The following is a 17,215-nucleotide window of genomic DNA, read 5'->3' as shown; positions in this document are numbered from 1 at the left end:
AAAGTCATAAACATCATTTTGGAGGTCTCCTTGATACCGACCACCAATCTAAAAATAGCCCTGTTAGGTTTATTTTTACTTTTTATAATCGGCACATTAGGTTATCACCTTATTGAGGGATGGAGCTTGTCCGAGTCTCTTTATACAACAGTAATAACCCTTTCTACTGTGGGGTATGGTGATTATTATCCTCAAACAGAAGAGGGAAGGATATTCACTGTTATTCTGGTTATTTTTGGGGTCGGCACTATGCTGTATACCGTTGTTCTCTTCACGGAAACCATGGTCGAGTCACGCTTCAGATTAATTTTAGGAAGGGGTAAATTGGAAAAAATGCTGAAAAAACTGAACAATCACTACATTATCTGCGGGTGTGGCCGGATTGGATATCTCATATGCAAGGAGTTATCAGCGGAAAAAGTCGATTTTGTCGTGATCGATAACAATCCGGAAGCCATTCAGAAAATCGAGGAAGAAGGATTCGTATATTATAAGGGGGATGCCGCACAGGACAAGACGCTTATTGAAACCGGTATAAAAAGGGCAAAGGGTATTGTTTGTACACTCCCCACCGATCCGCAAAATCTCTATGTAATCCTGACTGCGAAAGAACTTAATCCGAATATCTATATACTCTCTCGCTCCGAAGAAATGGAATCTGAACACAGACTCCTGCAAGCGGGCGCCGATCGGGTCATTTCTCCCTACACCCTGGGAGGTATGAGAATGGCCATGGCAATTACAAAGCCTGCAATGCTTGATTTCATTGAGATCACAACAAGGAGGCAGAGCCTTGGACTGAGAATGGAAGAACTCGCTATCTGCGACGGATCACCCATTATCGATAAATCATTAGAGGAATCAGAAATCAGACAACATTACGGTCTCATAATTATTGCGGTTAAAAAAGATACCGGCCAAATGATATTCAACCCCATGGCAAATTATATCATTTCGAAAGGCGATAAACTTATAGCTCTCGGTGAAGATAAGAATGTCGGTCGCTTCGCCCAAATATGTGCCGCATCATAGGTAAAATGGAAGGAAGAATGCTTTTTTCACGATAATGTTAAAAGATATGATCTAAGATTGGCCCTTCTATTTTTCAGATTCAGTTTATTCCTGATATTGTTTCTATGAAAATCAATTGTTCCGGTAGATGTGTTCAACAATTCGGCTATTTCCTTTGTTGTTTTACCTTCAGTGATAAGATGAGCTATCTGAAGCTCTTTAGGAGTAAAACTCATATATTTTGTGGAAAGTCTGTGTGAAAATGGGGATAAAATACCGTTGAGATTTGATTCAACTATGCTTAGATACGCCATATCTTTGCTATCCAAGCTTCCCTTTTTCAATTTGTCGATATAGGGTATAATGAGTTCCTTGACGTTAGACATTGTTCTCTTTTCAATCTCATTTTTGTCATCTTCTCTCTGTTTCAGCAGGACTTTCAAAGCGGTATTGAGTTCCTCGAGGTTTCGGGTTTTGACATCCAATTCCTTTTCTCTTTTTTTCAAAGCGTTCTCTGACCGTCTGCGCTCTGTGATATCGCGGATAGACTCTATGGCGCCCGTAATATTACCCCTGCAGTCGTATAAAGGACTGGCTTTAGTCCAAAGTACTCGAATTTCATTCTTGACAGATGCATTACCTTCGGCCAAAAGAACGTCTCCCTCTTTCTTAAAAAAAGAATATTCCTTCCTGACCCTTTCATCGGTGCTAAACACTAAATCAATCAGTATCGGCCTCCGAATACCGTAAAACGGCAGGGCATATTCATAATCCCCCTTCCCCAAAATGTCCTCTGGCTTTGCACCGGTCATCTCTTCAATGGCCCTGTTCCATGCAATTACTTTACCTTTACTATCAATAGCAAACGTTGCATCGGGTAAAAAATCAATAATATCAGACAAGCGCTGTTCTGATTCCCTTAAATATTCCTCAACCTTTTTTCTCTCTTCGATCTCTGCTTCCAGTTGCCGGTTTTTTATGAGCAGTTCGTCAGTTCTCTCTGCTACCAGTCTTTCTAAATTATCGTGTGATCGCTGTAACTCCTCCTCCACCTGCTTGCGGTCATTAATTTCTTGTTGTAGTTGAATGTTTTGCGCCTCTAATTTCTTTTGCAGGTGCCGTAAGGCCAAGTGTGTTTCTACACGGGCTATAATCTCGGCTGGTTGAAACGGTTTGCTGATGAAATCAATACCTCCCGCATTGAAGCCCTTAACTATATCTTCGGTCTCGTCAAGTGAACTGATGAAGATTATCGGAATTTGGGGGCTTTGTCCGTCGGACTTCAGCAGACGGCAAACCTCGTAGCCGTCCATACCCGGCATTTTCACATCCAGCAGGATCAGATCCGGCATCTCAACCGGCACTGATCTCAGTGCCATGTTCCCGCTGGAGGCCGTACTTACCTGACAACCATGATTCGTAAGAATATTTTTCAGCAGCTCCAGGTCTACCGAGGCATCATCAACAACCAGTATTCGTGATGAATTCTCTTTCCGTAACTCCTCAGCCGGCTTGTTATGTGATTCTCCTTCTTTTAATTTAGTAGCATGCTGATCCAATTCTTCCAACTCTCTTATGGCCTGCCCTTTTGTTTTCTCTTTGACTTCCATCTCCGATAGCTCCTTAAATAGCGCATACCCTCCTACATTTAGTTCCGTTTTTAAGAAAAGAAATCAATAAGTTTGTACACTATACGAGTAAATATTTCAATTATTTATGAACATAATTGAAGCAAAAAAGGGGTTATGCCCTGAGTAGAGCATAACCCCTTGTTATTACTGGTGCCTAGGGCCGGAGTCGAACCGGCACGATACTATGTATCGAGGGATTTTAAGTCCCTTGCGTCTACCAATTCCGCCACCCAGGCATAACGCGATATTTTCTTATTATTTTTAAAAATACGTGTCAAGAGTTTAATTGGATGATATAAAGCACCTCATCAATTTTAAGGCGGGGGTATCGTGCGGTGAAAGAAGTTGACAAGCTAATTTCCGGCGGCAGGATATTGGCTATGGATGAAAAGGGTACTTTGATTAAAAATGGTGCAATTGCCATTGAAGGCGAGAACATCATTGCAATCGGAACAAATGAGGAAATTGAGAACCAGTATACTTCCAGGGAAATCATCGACGCAGAAAATTCCCTGGTAATGCCCGGCCTTGTTAATTGTCATACACATGCCCCCATGACATATTTCCGAGGATTAGCCGACGACCTTGAGCTTACGGACTGGTTGAATAACTATATATTTCCCGCGGAGGCCAGGTTTGTAAACAAAGATTTTTCTTATCTGGGAAGTCTGCTTGCGTGCGCAGAGATGATCAAGTCCGGAACAACGACATTCTGCGATATGTATATATTTGAAGATGACGTGGCAAGGGCAGCGAAATCTGCAGGCATGCGTTGTCTCGTCGGCGAGGTTCTCTTTGATTTCCCATCCCCCAGTGTAAAAACACCGGAGGAAGGTCTGAAATACACAGAAAAGCTCATCCAAAAATGGGCAAACGATCCGCTGGTGAATATCGTTGTTGAACCCCATTCCCTCTATACCTGTTCCGAAAGCCTTCTGAGAGGTTCAAAGAAAATTGCCGACAGATACGGGGCTCGCATTGCCACGCACTATCTTGAAACCAGAATCGAAAAGGAACAACTAACAGAAAAGTATGGAAAAACCCCAACATCCTTTCTGAAGGATATCGGCTACCTTGATGAACGATTCATTGCCTTTCACTGTGTCTGGATGGATGAAGAAGATATACATATGTTTGCCGATCACGGATGCAAGGTGGTTCACAATCCGGAAAGTAATATGAAACTTGCCTCCGGTGTCGCACCAATAACAAAAATGATGACCTCAGGTGTTAGAGTTGGTCTCGGCACCGACGGCTGTGCAAGCAATAACAATTTGGATATGTTCCAGGAGATGGATACTGCCGCTAAACTCCATAAAGTCGTCCAGCTCGATCCGACAGTGATGGACGCAAAGACCGTTGTCCGCATGGCCACCTGTGATGCGGCAAGAGTTTTAGGAATGGACAAACTTGTCGGTTCTCTCAAGGTAGGCATGAAGGCGGATATAATTATCATCAATTTAAACAAGCCCCATCTTACCCCGCTCTACAATGAATATTCCCATATTGTCTACGCTTTTAATGGAGCTGATGTTGACACCGTCTTAATCAACGGGAAAGTCGTGCTGAAAAATCGAAAGCTTCTCACAATAGACGAAAATGATATAATGGCAACGATTGAAGTAACTGCTTTAAAAATTAAAAATAGTCTTGGCATAAACTAAGCGTGGACAAGCTCATGGAAAATAATGAACTTGACATTTTAATCGAAGGCGGAACCCTTCTTACCATGTCTGATGCCTTGGAGGTCATCGACCATCCGGTAATCGGCATCAAAGATGGAAAGATCGAGTTTGTTACGCACAAAGATATGCACGGTGCAACTTTATACACGGCAAAAAAAGTTCTGAATGCTTCCGGCTCTATAGTAATGCCTGGATTAATCAACACTCACACACATTTGCCCATGGTATGCTTCCGGGGACTTGCCGATGACCTTCCCCTCATGGACTGGCTGAATAACTACATTTTTCCCGCCGAGGCACGTTTCGTAAACCGAGACATGGTGTATGCAGGCGCCATGCTTGCAATTGCAGAGATGATTCTTTCCGGTACCACAACCTTTTGCGATGCATATTTTTATGAAAGCAGCGTCGCCCGTGCAGCAATTGATTCCGGTATGCGTGCCGTCGTCTGCCAGGGATTTATCGATCTTCCCAATCCAAATGACCCTGTAAAAATTGCTGATATAGCGGAGGGATTTATTAACAAATGGCAGAAAGAAGGCCCTTTGATCATCCCTGCCCTCGCCTGCCACTCACCGTACACCTGTGCTCCCGAAACCCTCTCGTTTATAAAAAATGTTGCACGTAAGGCAGAAGTTTTGTACAACATTCATGTATCCGAAACAAAAGACGAAGTGGTTATTATCAGGAAACGGTTCGGGAAAACGCCCGTCAAATACCTCAGAGACCTCGACGTATTAGATGATCGTACCGTAGCTGCCCACTGCAACTGGCTTGAAGATGACGAAATAGAAATTCTGCGTGACTGCAACGTTAAAGTATCTCACAATCCCGAAAGCAGCATGAAACTGGCGGCAGGGTGTGCACCCATCCCGATTATGATAAAAAAAGGAATCACCGTGGGGCTTGGCACCGATGGATGCGCGAGCAATAATGACCTGGACATGTTTAGAGAGATGGGCACCACTGCCAAGTTGCACAAGGTAATCCGGATGGATCCGACAGTGATGGATGCGAAAACGGTTTTAAAAATGGCCACGGTGAACGGAGCGAAGGTCTTGGGTTTAGAAAACAGGATCGGCTCCATTGAGCCAGGGAAGTTTGCAGATATAATTATCGTCGATATCAAGAAACCGCATCTTACGCCGATGTATAACTGTTATTCACAGCTTGTCTATTCGGCTTCCGGTTCTGATGTCAAAACGAGCATTATTGGAGGTAGAATTATAATGCATGAAAGAGAACTCTTGCATGTCGATTTACCTTCAATCATGTACGAAGTAAAAAAGATTTCTCAAACTATTGCAGATCATTAATACTGTTTCTGGAGGTTAGCAGATGCCGGACATGAAAATATTTACAAAGAAATGGGTGTCAGTCTTTGCATTCTTTATCTGCCTCACTCCGGCAAACTCCTGGTCAGCTCCGCGCGAGGTTACTTTCTTTCCTGAATCCGCGCAGGTTCTTGAAGTAGCGAAAGTAAAACTTCAAACTGAAGGAAAAGATATAAAGAAAGCTGTCTTCATTCTTCCGGGACAGGCTGATCCGAATTCTCTCGTGACCCGCTTACCACATGATTCGAAAATGAGAATCGATGATCAGGCCTGGCGGCAGGTTATCCGCCAGGATGATATAAAAATATCGAACCTTCGAAAACAGTTGGAACAGCGCAAAAATGAAAGAAAAAAACTGCAAGCGTTGATTCGTTCCCTTGACGCGCAGATTCAGTTCTGGCAGTTACAAACCAAGGCGAAGGTAAAGACGATCCCGGATGCCCACAACATGGCCGCTGCTATCGGCAAAAATATCAAGAAAGCCTATCAGGATAAACTTTCGCAGGAATCTGAACTCGAAATGCTGGACAAACAGATTACAAATTTACAGGATGATCTCGATCGCGCTGCGGGAAAGAAGGAAACCGCCTGGGAGGTAACCCTTCTTCTTTCGGGGTCACGGTACGCTGAAGAAACGCTCACCTATACGTACTCCTTAGCCGGTTGCGGATGGCAGCCCCTGTATCGTCTTGAAGCAAAGCCTCAAGATAAGCAGATACTCTTTACATGGGAAGCGGAAATCTGGCAGAGTTCAGGTCAGGACTGGAATAATGTGAGTATCAATTTAGCTACCCTGAAACCGCCGACATCTACCGCTCCGGCTGATATACCGCCTTGGATTATCAAGCCGCGACCTGTGTACCGCTTAGAAGGGGTGCGCAAAAGGGCCATGAAAGCAGAAGCAGCCGAAGACCGTGCCGAAGTTCTCGCAGCGGCTGAAGAAGCACCCCCTGTGCCACGGCAGATCAGACAGAGCACGTATTCACTTTGGCAGATTGGCAAAAAAAATATTCCTGCGGGATCGAAACAGAAGGTAAAACTTGATGAAGAGATATGGCCTTCTGAATTCATCTTTCTCGCAAGACCGAGCCAGAGCAACCAGGTATTTGTCAGGGCTTCCGTCAAGTTTACAGAACCGAAAGAAATCCCATCCGGTAGCGCGTTATTCATGATTGACGGCGCAATTTTAGGAAAGCGGGATTTTGCGCTGGCCGGACAGGAGGCGTCCATCTTCTTTGGTACTGATCCCCTTATTACATCAAGCACGCAGTTACTCTCGAAGAAATCGGGTGAAAAAAACTTTTTACAGGACAAGCAAACGTACTCATGGGATTGGCGCATTGATGTTCAGAATTCCAGAACCTCCCCCGTCAGGGTACTTCTTGAAGAGCCAAATCCCCAGCCCCGTGATGAAAGAATCACAGTGTCGTTAAAACACGAACCCGATCCGTCAGAAAAAACCCCGTCATCGTTGATCTGGAACCTTGAGATAATGGCAGGACAAAAGAAGTCTCTATTCACGACCGTAAGAATAGAAGCACCGAAGGATATGAATCTGGATCTCGGATGGAGGCGATGAATGTAATGAAACATTCATTGAGGAAAGGGTGCTTTAGGTAATGCCGCTAAAAAGAAATCACCACCAATCGAAAAACGGAAAGGATAAATTGTCTCGTTCCTTAGAACCTGCGCTACTTTTTAGGGATCCTCTCCTTAAGCCCTATGCGTCGGTAATTCGGCGCAGGCACAGGAAATTTCAGGATGTGGAGCAGCGACTTACCGGTGGCCGCATATCGCTTGCAGATTTTGCTTCCGGGCACGAGTACTTCGGTCTCCATCGCAAAGACAATGAATATGTGTTTCGCGAATGGGCGCCGAATGCCACAGCCATTTTTCTGATTGGAGATTATAACGGATGGCGTAAAGAGCCTGAGTTCTCCCTCCAGCGAATCAGTGAAAGTGGAAACTGGGAGTTGCGTCTGCCATTCGCCAGGCTTGAACATGGCCAGCTTTACAAACTCTTTGTTCAATGGCATGGCGGTTGGGGGGAACGTATTCCCGCCTACACCCGCCGTGTAGTACAGGATCCCAATACAAAACTCTTCGCCGCCCAGGTGTGGAATCCGCGCAACGCCTACCAGTGGCGAAAACCATGCTATCAAAGACTATCTGAAGCAGCAAGGATATATGAAGCGCACGTCGGAATGGCACAGTGCGAGGAAAAAATCGGGACATTCAGCGAGTTCAGGATAAAAATTCTTCCCCGCGTGGTTGACGCAGGTTACAATACTCTACAGTTCATGGCCATCCAGGAACATCCTTACTACGGATCATTCGGATACCACGTCTCCAGCTTCTTTGCCGCCTCCTCTCGCTTTGGTACGCCCGAAGAACTTAAGGAGCTGATAGATGCCGCACACGAAGCAGGTATTGCGGTGATTATGGATATCGTACACTCCCATGCGGCCCGAAACGAACAGGAAGGGATCAGCCGTTTTGACGGGACTTTTTATCAGTACTTCCATGACGGCTCCCGGGGTTTTCACTGGGCGTGGGACTCCCGCTGCTTTGATTACAGTAAGCCGGAGGTTCTCCATTTTCTTCTTTCCAATTGCCGTTATTGGCTTGATGAGTATCACTTTGACGGTTTCCGCTTCGACGGCGTCACGAGCATGCTCTACCTCGACCACGGTCTGGAGAGGATATTCACTTCATACGATGACTACTTCGGAGACAATGTTGATGAAGATGCGGCCGCTTACCTTGCGCTTGCCAATAAAGTCATCCACTCAATACGGCCCGACGCCATTACCATTGCTGAAGATGTAAGCGGCATGCCGGGGCTGGCTTTGCCGATAGAGGAAGGCGGCTACGGTTTCGATTACCGGCTCGCCATGGGTGTACCCGACTACTGGATCAAACTTATCAAGGAAAAGCCCGACGAGCAATGGCCCTTGGGGTACCTGTATTACGAACTTACCAACCGTAGGGCGGACGAAAAAACTATTGGTTATGCGGAGTCCCATGACCAGGCCCTCGTCGGTGATAAGACTTTGATCTTCCGTCTTATTGATGCAGATATGTACTATTACATGAATGTTTTTGAATCCAATGTGAAGGTAGAACGGGGCATTGCGCTGCATAAGCTTATCCGCCTTATTACTCTGGCGACTGCCGGTAACGGGTACCTTAATTTCATGGGAAACGAGTTCGGGCACCCGGATTGGATCGATTTTCCTCGTGAAGGGAATAACTGGTCATATCAATATGCACGCCGCCAGTGGAACCTGCGCGATGACACGAAACTGATCTACCGATTTCTTGCCGAATTCGATAAGGCAATGATGCGCATCAGCATTGAATTTGCTCTTCTTGATGCACCGGGACCACGGCTCCTTCTGGAACACCAGGAAAACCAGCTACTCGGCTTCGAGCGCGCCGGTCTGGTATTTATTTTCAGCTTCAATCCAACACACTCTTTCTCAGACTATCCTGTCGACCTGCCCCCCGGAGAATATCACCTGATCCTTGATAGCGATGCGGAGGAATTCGGAGGGGCTTCACGCATTCAACCCGGTCAGGTTTATTTCACCAGGCCTGAAACGCCTCCCGACGGGGGAACACGGCATCGAGCAACTATCTATCTACCGACCCGGACCGCGTTAGTCCTGCGCAGAACCGGCTAATGATTCAGTGTGCGTTATGACCACTGATAAAGACGATAGGAGTGACCGTTATGGAAACTGGAGGTATTAACGGAGGAATCATAGCCTCCGGCAGTGGCACAGACGCAAATGCCGTTATGTTTGCTTATACTATAGGCTTTATGCCTGAAATTGCGGATCTTCGACTGATAAGCACCAAAGTTGACGCCGGCTGCCTTGGGAAAGCAGTAAATCAGAAAATTAAGAGTGAAGTGATCGAATGTAAGAGCAAGCAGGAAGTTTCCGATTTTAACTGGCGGCTGAATCAATATTCAAAAGAACACAATATTCAGTTACTTGTTTTAGCGGGGTGCGTTTGGGAAATATATCCCATAGAAGGAGTTTTTATCATCAACGTTCATCCGGCAGACACATGCAAATATGGTGGAAGGCACATGTATGGCATTAAAGTTCATGAACGCGTTTTGTCAGATGCCATGGATATTATATACCGTCAGTTGAAGAAGCCTGAAGACGATTTTGAAACATACGTCACAATTCATGAAGTTGGCTTTCCTATTGATCAAGGTCCAATCGTCATGAGGGCTCCGGTGAAGATTCCCAATGAAATAATACTAGAGCTGCACAAGGGAACACTGAATCTGAAAGATGCTGCCGAGAAATTACAGAAACATGTTTTAGAATATGAATGGATCTTCTTACCGGCAGGAGTAAGGGCAGCAGCAAGGAAAATATTAGATGAGAAGAGATAGGGCCAAGGCATCTATGCCACTAATATGACTTATTTCAACGTACACTTAAATAAAATACTACTTCTCAAGAGTTAAGATATACTTATTTTTTTATTGTGACGTAAGCATGCTGATAACGACCGTGGTCATTACGATAAGCCAGTTTCCTTCAGCCTCGCTTATTTTATTTTTCGTCATATCTTCCTGGACTCTTTTGACAAAGCAGTCCAATCCTTTATCAGCTGGCGTCATATCCATTCCCCGATAAACGTGTCGAATTTCTTCAGATTTTTCTCTCAACCAGGTATTCTTCATTGATAGACTTACTGTGTATTGAAATTGAGGTTATATTAAGATTCACCCTTCACCGTAATTATTTGCGGTTAAAAATAAGCAAATTATGTACCAATATTACATGTATCTGATATATATAAGGTATTTCAGTATGGGGTGGCTCCGGGGGAATTGTACTTGTAAAGAATTCCGACGTTTTCGGTATTAAATGAAGCGGTAAACTTGTGTTTTTTTGTTGATACCATAAGAATTTTAATTTGTTATAGAAATACAATTAAATCTGTAAAGAATTTCGACGATTTCATGATTTTTTACAAAAAGAGTATTTTAGAGGCCGGATATTCTTTAAAAAAATAATGCTAAATTATTAATAGTAAAATACGAGCATAATACTCGTATTATGGAACGTGATCAATGTCATTGACTTAAGCACTTTGACCCCCCTCTTTTCTAAAGAGGGGTTGGGGGAGATTTTATGGAATGCAATTAAAATCCCCCTGAATCCCCCTTTACAAAGGGGGACTTAAAAGAGATAATATTCTTAAGTCAATGACATTGATGTTATTGCTAAATAAGCGGTCTGCCCCCGTTCAGTCTTTCATAGATTCTGATATACTCGGCAATCATATTCCCCAGATCATATTTTTCTCTCGCTTCCTTCATAATCCGTTTAATTTGTTTCTCTCTTACTTTCGGGGATCTCCTGTGAAAGGCAATACTCTTATTCAAACCGAACCATAAACCGCCTGTATCATAATCTCTGAAGAGAAAACCGTTGCCGACATCCTGGGGTGAACCGTCTCTTTTGAGGTAGAGTTCCCTGATCTTGTCATGATACCCGCCCGTGTCGCGATTGGTAGCCGTCGCCCCGAATATGTTTCCTATCTGGTCGATCTGCCCACACGGTTCATACAGTGAAGCACCGAAGACATCATGTGCAGCGGCATAACCCAGCATGGAAAGACTTTCACTAAACGGCTGATAGGTTATTCTGCCTTTTGATGCGCAGGCGATTCTCCCCAAAATCTCAACATGCCTGCGATCATTCCCGACACCATCGCCGATGATTGCAATCTGTGCATCACTGTGCACCGTTACGAAATGATGGGCAATGTGTTCAAGAAGTTCAACTCCTTTTTGTACCGGGTCAAGCCGTGAAGGCCAGAAAAACAGTATCGCATCCGGATCAATCCGAAGTCCCGTCTTTTTCTGAAATTCAAGGAGATTATCTCTTTTCGCTTCAAGAACCGGATCATCAGGACCAAATTTCCTGACACAGTAGTCACACATTTCAGGATACATCATATGAGAAGGTGCATTGATTATTGCCCTTGCAGAATCCTGATAATATTTTGCCTTAACTTCCTGGCGAACACTTGGGGGCACAATAGGTCTGTCTAAGAAGTAATCATCGACAATCTCCTCTAAAAACCTCTTCCCGACAAAATTGATCATAGTCGCATTCTTTATGGCTGTGGCCTGACAGTCTATTGCCTGCTTCCCTTCATATTCGGACAAAAAGATGAATTCAGCCATGTTTATCAGATTGATTCCTCTCAGGAGATCAACCGGCAGATGTTCTGTGAATACATTATGGACGGTATGCAAAACAGGTATTCCCGTTGCTTTTGCATAGGCGGTTATCGCGCCTCCCGCCATCCAGTCGTGACTGTGGATGATTATCCTACCCTCATGCTTTGCCCTCACTTCTTTGATGATATTATTGACGATTTCCTTTTGAAATTCCGCAGCGGTCATGAGCGGATCACCGGCATATGCACTGAGGTTATCTGCAAAAACGGCTGAACTTACGAGGTGAATCTTTTCCGGATCAATCTTGTACCTGATTTCCCTCCATTGATAATCATCCAACTGCAGTTCGCGCTGAAATCGCTTCTTCAGGTTCAACGTCACCAGGTGAACATCAATTCCCCTTTCCGAAAGCCCCTCACACAAGGCAGAAATTACCTCTCCCTGCCCACCGCTTTTTCCGGTGATATACTTTGACAGGCCTCCCATGTCCTCCGGCAACCTTCCTGTTTCCGGTGTGATCATTAAAACAGCTGTTTTGCCCCCATGCTTTAAGATGTGGAATCGTTTTATAAGCAATTGGAGGTCATCGATCTTCCGGGTCAGTATTTGAGCCGGCCGCGCTATGGAGCCGCCATACGGGTTAAAATAGAAATGGACGGCGTGATCTTCACCGATCCTCTCATGGAGGAAATACACATGATCCGATGTGGTCAAATGCCGCCATCTCATAAGGAGTTCACCTCCTGCTCTCTTTACATCCCGTTCCATGTTTTCTATGTCTTTAAAGAGATCATATTGGGTTGTATTTCCCAGCCAGCCGTAAGTATCTTTCTCTTTATCGGCCCAAGAAGATGTCGACAAATCGTGAATATCTATAGCCGGGCAATCGGCATCTTTGAATCGTTCAGCAATTTCTGAGGGATTTACCACTACAATGTTTGGATGTTTTGACAGCGCTTCCGGTAATCCCTTCCAGAACTCGAATATCCCCTTATCCTCCCAGATATGTTCGCCTATGTGCTCGAAGTCATAGCCCAACAAAACAGCCTCACCATCAATTTTTGCGATGTGTGATGCATATTTGTCAGGGGAAACAGGATCATGAGGAAATCTGAATGCGATATCATCACTTAATTCCCTGTTTCTAGGGATTACAATCAGATTACTCCCTTTAGACCGAAATACGGCATTCGGGGAAATGGGACGGTTTCGCTTCATAAACATGTCGTCTCTTTTTTCACAGAGAATTGATACATAACCCATATCGGCAACAACTTCCGCGATCTGGTTGTTATACATAAGTTCTGTGTTTCTAAATGACATAGGCAGAATACCAAACAGCTTATGCATCTTTTCTCTGTGCAGCGTTACCTGATCTCGAAACTCCTGTTTCTGGGGATCTGCAAACAGACTGGTGAGAGAATGATAATAGGTTTCATCGAGAAACTCGACCTGCTGGTTTTCCCTCCCCGCATCGATCATTTCCTGTATTGCTGTGATCACATCCGGCTGGTAGAGCTCGGCCTGTTCCAGAAATGTGCCCGACATACTGAGGGTGACTTTAAAATCGCGGTAGTTTGAAAGAAGTTCGGTAAACATACGTAAAGCAGGCAGGTAGCATTTCTCCGCCACTTTTAAAAATATCTGAATGTTACTTTCATCCCAGAGAAATTTTTTCCGATCAGGATGAAGCCTGAATGGCTGATGAAGCTGGAAATAAAATGTGGCGAGCGGCATTTGAAGAACCCCCTTTCTTCAATTTCGGCGGGTGTTATTCGTCAAAGCTTGCATTGCGTGAAGCCATACCCGCGGTGCAAATCCTCATAATGGCAGAGAGCGGAACCCAGACGCTTTTTCGTACCCCTTGTCATTCCTGCACCTCCCTTTCATTCCCACTCCGAAAAATACATTCGAGGGCAGGCTCAGGCGGCATTTCGTGATTATGGTTTAGTATATAACTTTTTGTGAAGGATGTAAACGTAGAGTATAATGACTGAAGAAAAAAGTAACGCCCTGCCCTTCTCCTAACCCTTGCCCCGCGAATACCTGGTATGGAAACGCCCGCTTCGTTAGCTCTTTATCATGCCGCCGTTTAGAGAAGTCACTATGTCACTCTTATTGACATTATAATTAGATTCATGAAATAATCATTACATATGATCGATAAGCGAATTTTAAAACAGAAGACACTGAGAGATAGTGATGTAATAAAGGCCGCACGGCTTGCCAATCTTCCCAGGATCACCTACCCGGAAGCTCTCCCGATTACTGCAAAAAAAGATGACATCATACAGGCCATAAAGAGACACCGGGTGGTCGTCATAACCGGTGAAACGGGATCGGGAAAAACGACACAGATACCCAAGATGTGTCTCGAAGCCGGCAGGGGGATTTACGGTTTCATCGGCTGCACACAGCCAAGAAGGGTTGCCGCCATAACCGTGGCCCATCGGATCGCCGATGAACTTGGAGAAGAGATCGGTCGTTCCGTGGGTTATCAAATACGCTTTGAAGACAGGTCTGGACGAAACAACTACATCAAGATAATGACGGACGGGATTCTCCTGAACGAAGCTCAGAATGACCCATACCTCAGCAGGTATGATACCATCATCGTTGATGAAGCCCATGAAAGAAGTCTGAATATCGATTTTGTCCTGGGTATCCTAAGGACTCTCCTTCGGAAAAGAAGGGATCTCAAAGTCATCATCACATCGGCAACAATCGACACGGAAAAGTTCTCCCGCGCCTTTCACTCCCCGATCATTGAAGTTTCCGGCCGTATGTACCCCGTGGAAGTGCGCTACAAGCCCCTCGATCATCAACTGGAGGAATCAGGAGAGATCAGCTATGTCGATGCGGCGGTCATCGCCGTGGAAAAGCTCATGTCAGAAAGATATGGCGGGGATATTCTTATATTCATGCCCACGGAACAGGATATCCGGGAAACGTGCGAACTCATTGAGGCAAAGCTTGATTATGAAGCTACCGTTCTTCCGTTGTTTGCCCGCCTTCCCTGGATGGAACAGCGCCGTGTCTTTCAGCCAACACCCAATAGGAAGATTGTGATAGCGACAAACGTTGCGGAAACATCCATCACCATTCCCGGTATCAGGTACGTGATTGATACAGGTCTGGCACGCATCTCCCAATATAATCCCCGTTCCCGGACGACTAGCCTGCCCATCAGGACCATTTCGAAGAGCAGCTCGGACCAGAGGAAGGGACGATGCGGCCGGGTGCAGAAAGGGATTTGTATCCGTCTGTTCGATAAAGCCGACTATGAAGACCGGCCCCTGTTTACCGAACCTGAAATTCTCAGATCAAACCTGGCTGATGTCATCCTGAGAATGCTTTCCCTCAATCTGGGAGAGATATCAGCATTCCCTTTCATTGATCCTCCGAATCCAAAGAACATCAGGGACGGTATTGAAATCCTCAAGGAGCTTGGGGCGCTTGAATCGCGGAATAAGGACACAGGCATGGGCGATGATCAGCAGTATTCACTGACGGAAAAAGGAAGGATGATGGCGCGCCTTCCCATTGATCCCCGAATCTCACGCATGATCATTGAGGCGGAAAAGGAAAGATGTGTGGGGGAAATTCTGATCATTGCCTCCGCACTGAGCACTCAGGACCCGAGAGAACGGCCTTCTGAACATGCGGCCGAGGCCGATAAAATTCACGCCGGTTTTGCCGACCCCTCTTCCGATTTCATGACCCTTCTTCGCATCTGGAACCAGTACCACGGCTTGATGCGCACCGCGAAAAGCAAGAACCGGATGAAAAAATTCTGCAGGGATCATTTTCTTTCATTCAGAAGGATGAGGGAATGGATTGACGTTTATGACCAGCTCACATCGATTCTGGATGAGCAGGGGTTGAATATAAAAATAAGCAAGGATATAGATGATAAAACCCTCTACGAAGGCATCCACAAATCGGTCCTCTCCGGGTATCTTTCCAACATAGCGATAAAAAAGGAAAAGAACATTTATACTGCCGCAAAAGGGAAAGAAGTGATGATCTTTCCCGGTTCCGGTCTCTTTAAAAAAGGCGGAAACTGGATTGTGGCCGCTGAGATGATTGAGACATCCCGTCTTTTTGCCCGAATGGCGGCCACTATCAAAAGTGAATGGCTGGAGGAACTGGGAGGGCACCTGTGCCGTTCAACATATTCCGAGCCGCACTGGAGCCGGGATCGAGGTGAAGTGGTAGCCTACGAGCAGGTTAGTCTTTTCGGGCTGGTAATTGTTCAGAGGAGGTCTGTTTCGTACGGCCGGATCAAACCTGATGAAGCCTCTGAAATATTCATCCGCAACGCCCTCGTGGAAGGAGACGTGAAGAAACCCTTCCCCTTTCTGATTCACAATCTGGATGTAATTGAGCGGATTGAAAATATAGAGGATAAAATAAGAAGGCGCAACCTCCTCGCAGGTGAACACGAACTCGCATGTTTTTACCATGAAAAACTCCCGGGAATCTATGACGTAAGAACCCTTCAAAAACTGATCATGCAAAAGGGAAGTGATGACTTTCTTCGGATGAAGGAAGAGGATATAATGATTAACACCATGGAACACGACGATCTCGCCCTTTATCCTGATGAGGTCATCCTCGATGAGAAACGTTTTTCCTGCAGTTATCATTATGAGCCGGGACACCCTGAAGATGGCGTAACCCTCAAGGTTCCCCTTCACATGATTTCCGCAATCCCTGCAAACTCTGCAGACTGGCTTATCCCCGGTATCATCCGGGAGAAAATTACTGCACATTTGAAAGGTCTGCCAAAGGAATACAAGAAAAAGCTTCAGCCTTTTTCGCAAATCTGCGACATCATCATGGCAGAAATGAATGATAGAAACGTACCTCTCGTCTCCGCCCTTGGGAACTTTATCCATGAAAGGTTCGGTGTGGATATACCGGCCTCATTATGGCATTTAGATAGTCTCGACAATTATTTGAAGATCCGCTTTGCCGTTATCGATTCCAAGGGACAGGAACTGGCATCAAGCAGGGATATCGGCCTTCTCCAGAAAGATATTATCGCTGAAGCGGAATCAAATGCCTTCAACAAAGCGCGACTGCTGTGGGAAAAAACGAGACTTACATCCTGGAACTTCGGAGAGCTTCCGGATGCAATCACCCTGGAGAGTGGAGGATATTTTGAAGGTTATGCGTATCCGGGCCTCGAAGCCGGGGAAGGATGCGTCCATGTCCGTTTATTCAAGAGCAAACGTGAGGCTGAAGTATCGCATAATAAAGGCATTACCGTTTTATACACGATTTATTTCAAGGAAGAGTTGAAGTATTTGAAAAAGGCTATTACCC

At 45.3% G+C, this 17,215-nt stretch carries 10 protein-coding genes and 1 tRNA gene; 7 read left to right on the top strand and 4 right to left on the bottom strand.

Annotation, left to right across the window (positions count from 1 at the left end; translation table 11 throughout):
• The first annotated feature begins 30 nt into the window (after nucleotides 1-30).
• A complete protein-coding gene (locus tag NTW12_09010; protein MCX5846480.1) occupies nucleotides 31-1,032 on the top strand; it encodes a potassium channel protein in 1,002 nt (333 codons plus the stop codon).
• Nucleotides 1,033-1,058: 26 nt separating this feature from the next.
• Here the strand turns inward: NTW12_09010 and NTW12_09005 are convergent, their stop codons facing one another.
• Both NTW12_09005 and NTW12_09000 read right to left on the bottom strand, forming a co-directional pair.
• Complete coding sequence (locus NTW12_09005) at nucleotides 1,059-2,621, bottom strand: response regulator (GenBank protein MCX5846479.1); 1,563 nt, start codon at nucleotides 2,619-2,621, stop codon at nucleotides 1,059-1,061.
• A gap of 169 nt (nucleotides 2,622-2,790) precedes the next feature.
• A tRNA-Leu gene (locus tag NTW12_09000) sits at nucleotides 2,791-2,878 on the bottom strand.
• Nucleotides 2,879-2,977: 99 nt separating this feature from the next.
• On the opposite strand from NTW12_09000, the gene NTW12_08995 reads away from it, so the two are divergent.
• From NTW12_08995 to NTW12_08975, 5 genes are read left to right on the top strand one after another with little or no spacing between them, the layout of a single operon-like run.
• A complete protein-coding gene (locus NTW12_08995; GenBank protein ID MCX5846478.1) occupies nucleotides 2,978-4,306 on the top strand; it encodes an amidohydrolase in 1,329 nt (442 codons plus the stop codon).
• A 14-nt stretch (nucleotides 4,307-4,320) separates the two neighbouring features.
• The gene (locus NTW12_08990; GenBank protein MCX5846477.1) at nucleotides 4,321-5,643 is read left to right on the top strand and encodes an amidohydrolase; all 1,323 of its coding nucleotides are present in this window, start codon (nucleotides 4,321-4,323) and stop codon (nucleotides 5,641-5,643) included.
• 22 nt (nucleotides 5,644-5,665) lie between these two features.
• Nucleotides 5,666-7,240, top strand: a complete 1,575-nt coding sequence (locus tag NTW12_08985; protein ID MCX5846476.1) for a DUF4139 domain-containing protein — start codon at nucleotides 5,666-5,668, stop codon at nucleotides 7,238-7,240.
• Nucleotides 7,241-7,280: 40 nt separating this feature from the next.
• A complete protein-coding gene (locus NTW12_08980; GenBank protein ID MCX5846475.1) occupies nucleotides 7,281-9,347 on the top strand; it encodes an alpha amylase C-terminal domain-containing protein in 2,067 nt (688 codons plus the stop codon).
• Nucleotides 9,348-9,397: 50 nt separating this feature from the next.
• Nucleotides 9,398-10,078, top strand: a complete 681-nt coding sequence (locus NTW12_08975; GenBank protein MCX5846474.1) for a formyltransferase family protein — start codon at nucleotides 9,398-9,400, stop codon at nucleotides 10,076-10,078.
• A gap of 90 nt (nucleotides 10,079-10,168) precedes the next feature.
• On the opposite strand, the gene NTW12_08970 is transcribed toward NTW12_08975, so the two are convergent.
• Nucleotides 10,169-10,309 carry a hypothetical protein gene (locus NTW12_08970; GenBank protein ID MCX5846473.1) on the bottom strand — a complete coding sequence of 47 codons (141 nt, stop codon included), beginning with the start codon at nucleotides 10,307-10,309 and terminating at the stop codon, nucleotides 10,169-10,171.
• 609 nt (nucleotides 10,310-10,918) lie between these two features.
• Nucleotides 10,919-13,621, bottom strand: coding sequence for a glycogen/starch synthase (locus NTW12_08965; protein ID MCX5846472.1), 2,703 nt, complete (start codon nucleotides 13,619-13,621; stop codon nucleotides 10,919-10,921).
• A gap of 419 nt (nucleotides 13,622-14,040) precedes the next feature.
• Here NTW12_08965 and hrpA point away from each other — a divergent pair.
• The coding region (gene hrpA, locus NTW12_08960; GenBank protein MCX5846471.1) for an ATP-dependent RNA helicase HrpA at nucleotides 14,041-17,215 on the top strand (3,175 nt) is incomplete at its 3' end.

The sequence above is a fragment of the Deltaproteobacteria bacterium genome (assembly GCA_026388545.1).
Classification (GTDB): Bacteria; Desulfobacterota; Syntrophia; order Syntrophales; family UBA2185; genus JAPLJS01.
The sequence above is the reverse complement of the archived record's forward strand: the minus strand, read 5'-3'. Positions and strand labels throughout refer to the sequence as shown.

Coding starts and splice junctions, on each gene's coding strand:
- NTW12_08965 (MCX5846472.1), bottom strand. CDS start 13,621: ATGCCGCTCGCCACATTTTATTTCCAGCTTCATCAGCCATTCAGGCTT.
- NTW12_08970 (MCX5846473.1), bottom strand. CDS start 10,309: ATGACGCCAGCTGATAAAGGATTGGACTGCTTTGTCAAAAGAGTCCAG.
- NTW12_08975 (MCX5846474.1), top strand. CDS start 9,398: ATGGAAACTGGAGGTATTAACGGAGGAATCATAGCCTCCGGCAGTGGC.
- NTW12_08990 (MCX5846477.1), top strand. CDS start 4,321: ATGGAAAATAATGAACTTGACATTTTAATCGAAGGCGGAACCCTTCTT.
- NTW12_09005 (MCX5846479.1), bottom strand. CDS start 2,621: ATGGAAGTCAAAGAGAAAACAAAAGGGCAGGCCATAAGAGAGTTGGAA.
- NTW12_08980 (MCX5846475.1), top strand. CDS start 7,281: ATGCCGCTAAAAAGAAATCACCACCAATCGAAAAACGGAAAGGATAAA.
- NTW12_08985 (MCX5846476.1), top strand. CDS start 5,666: ATGCCGGACATGAAAATATTTACAAAGAAATGGGTGTCAGTCTTTGCA.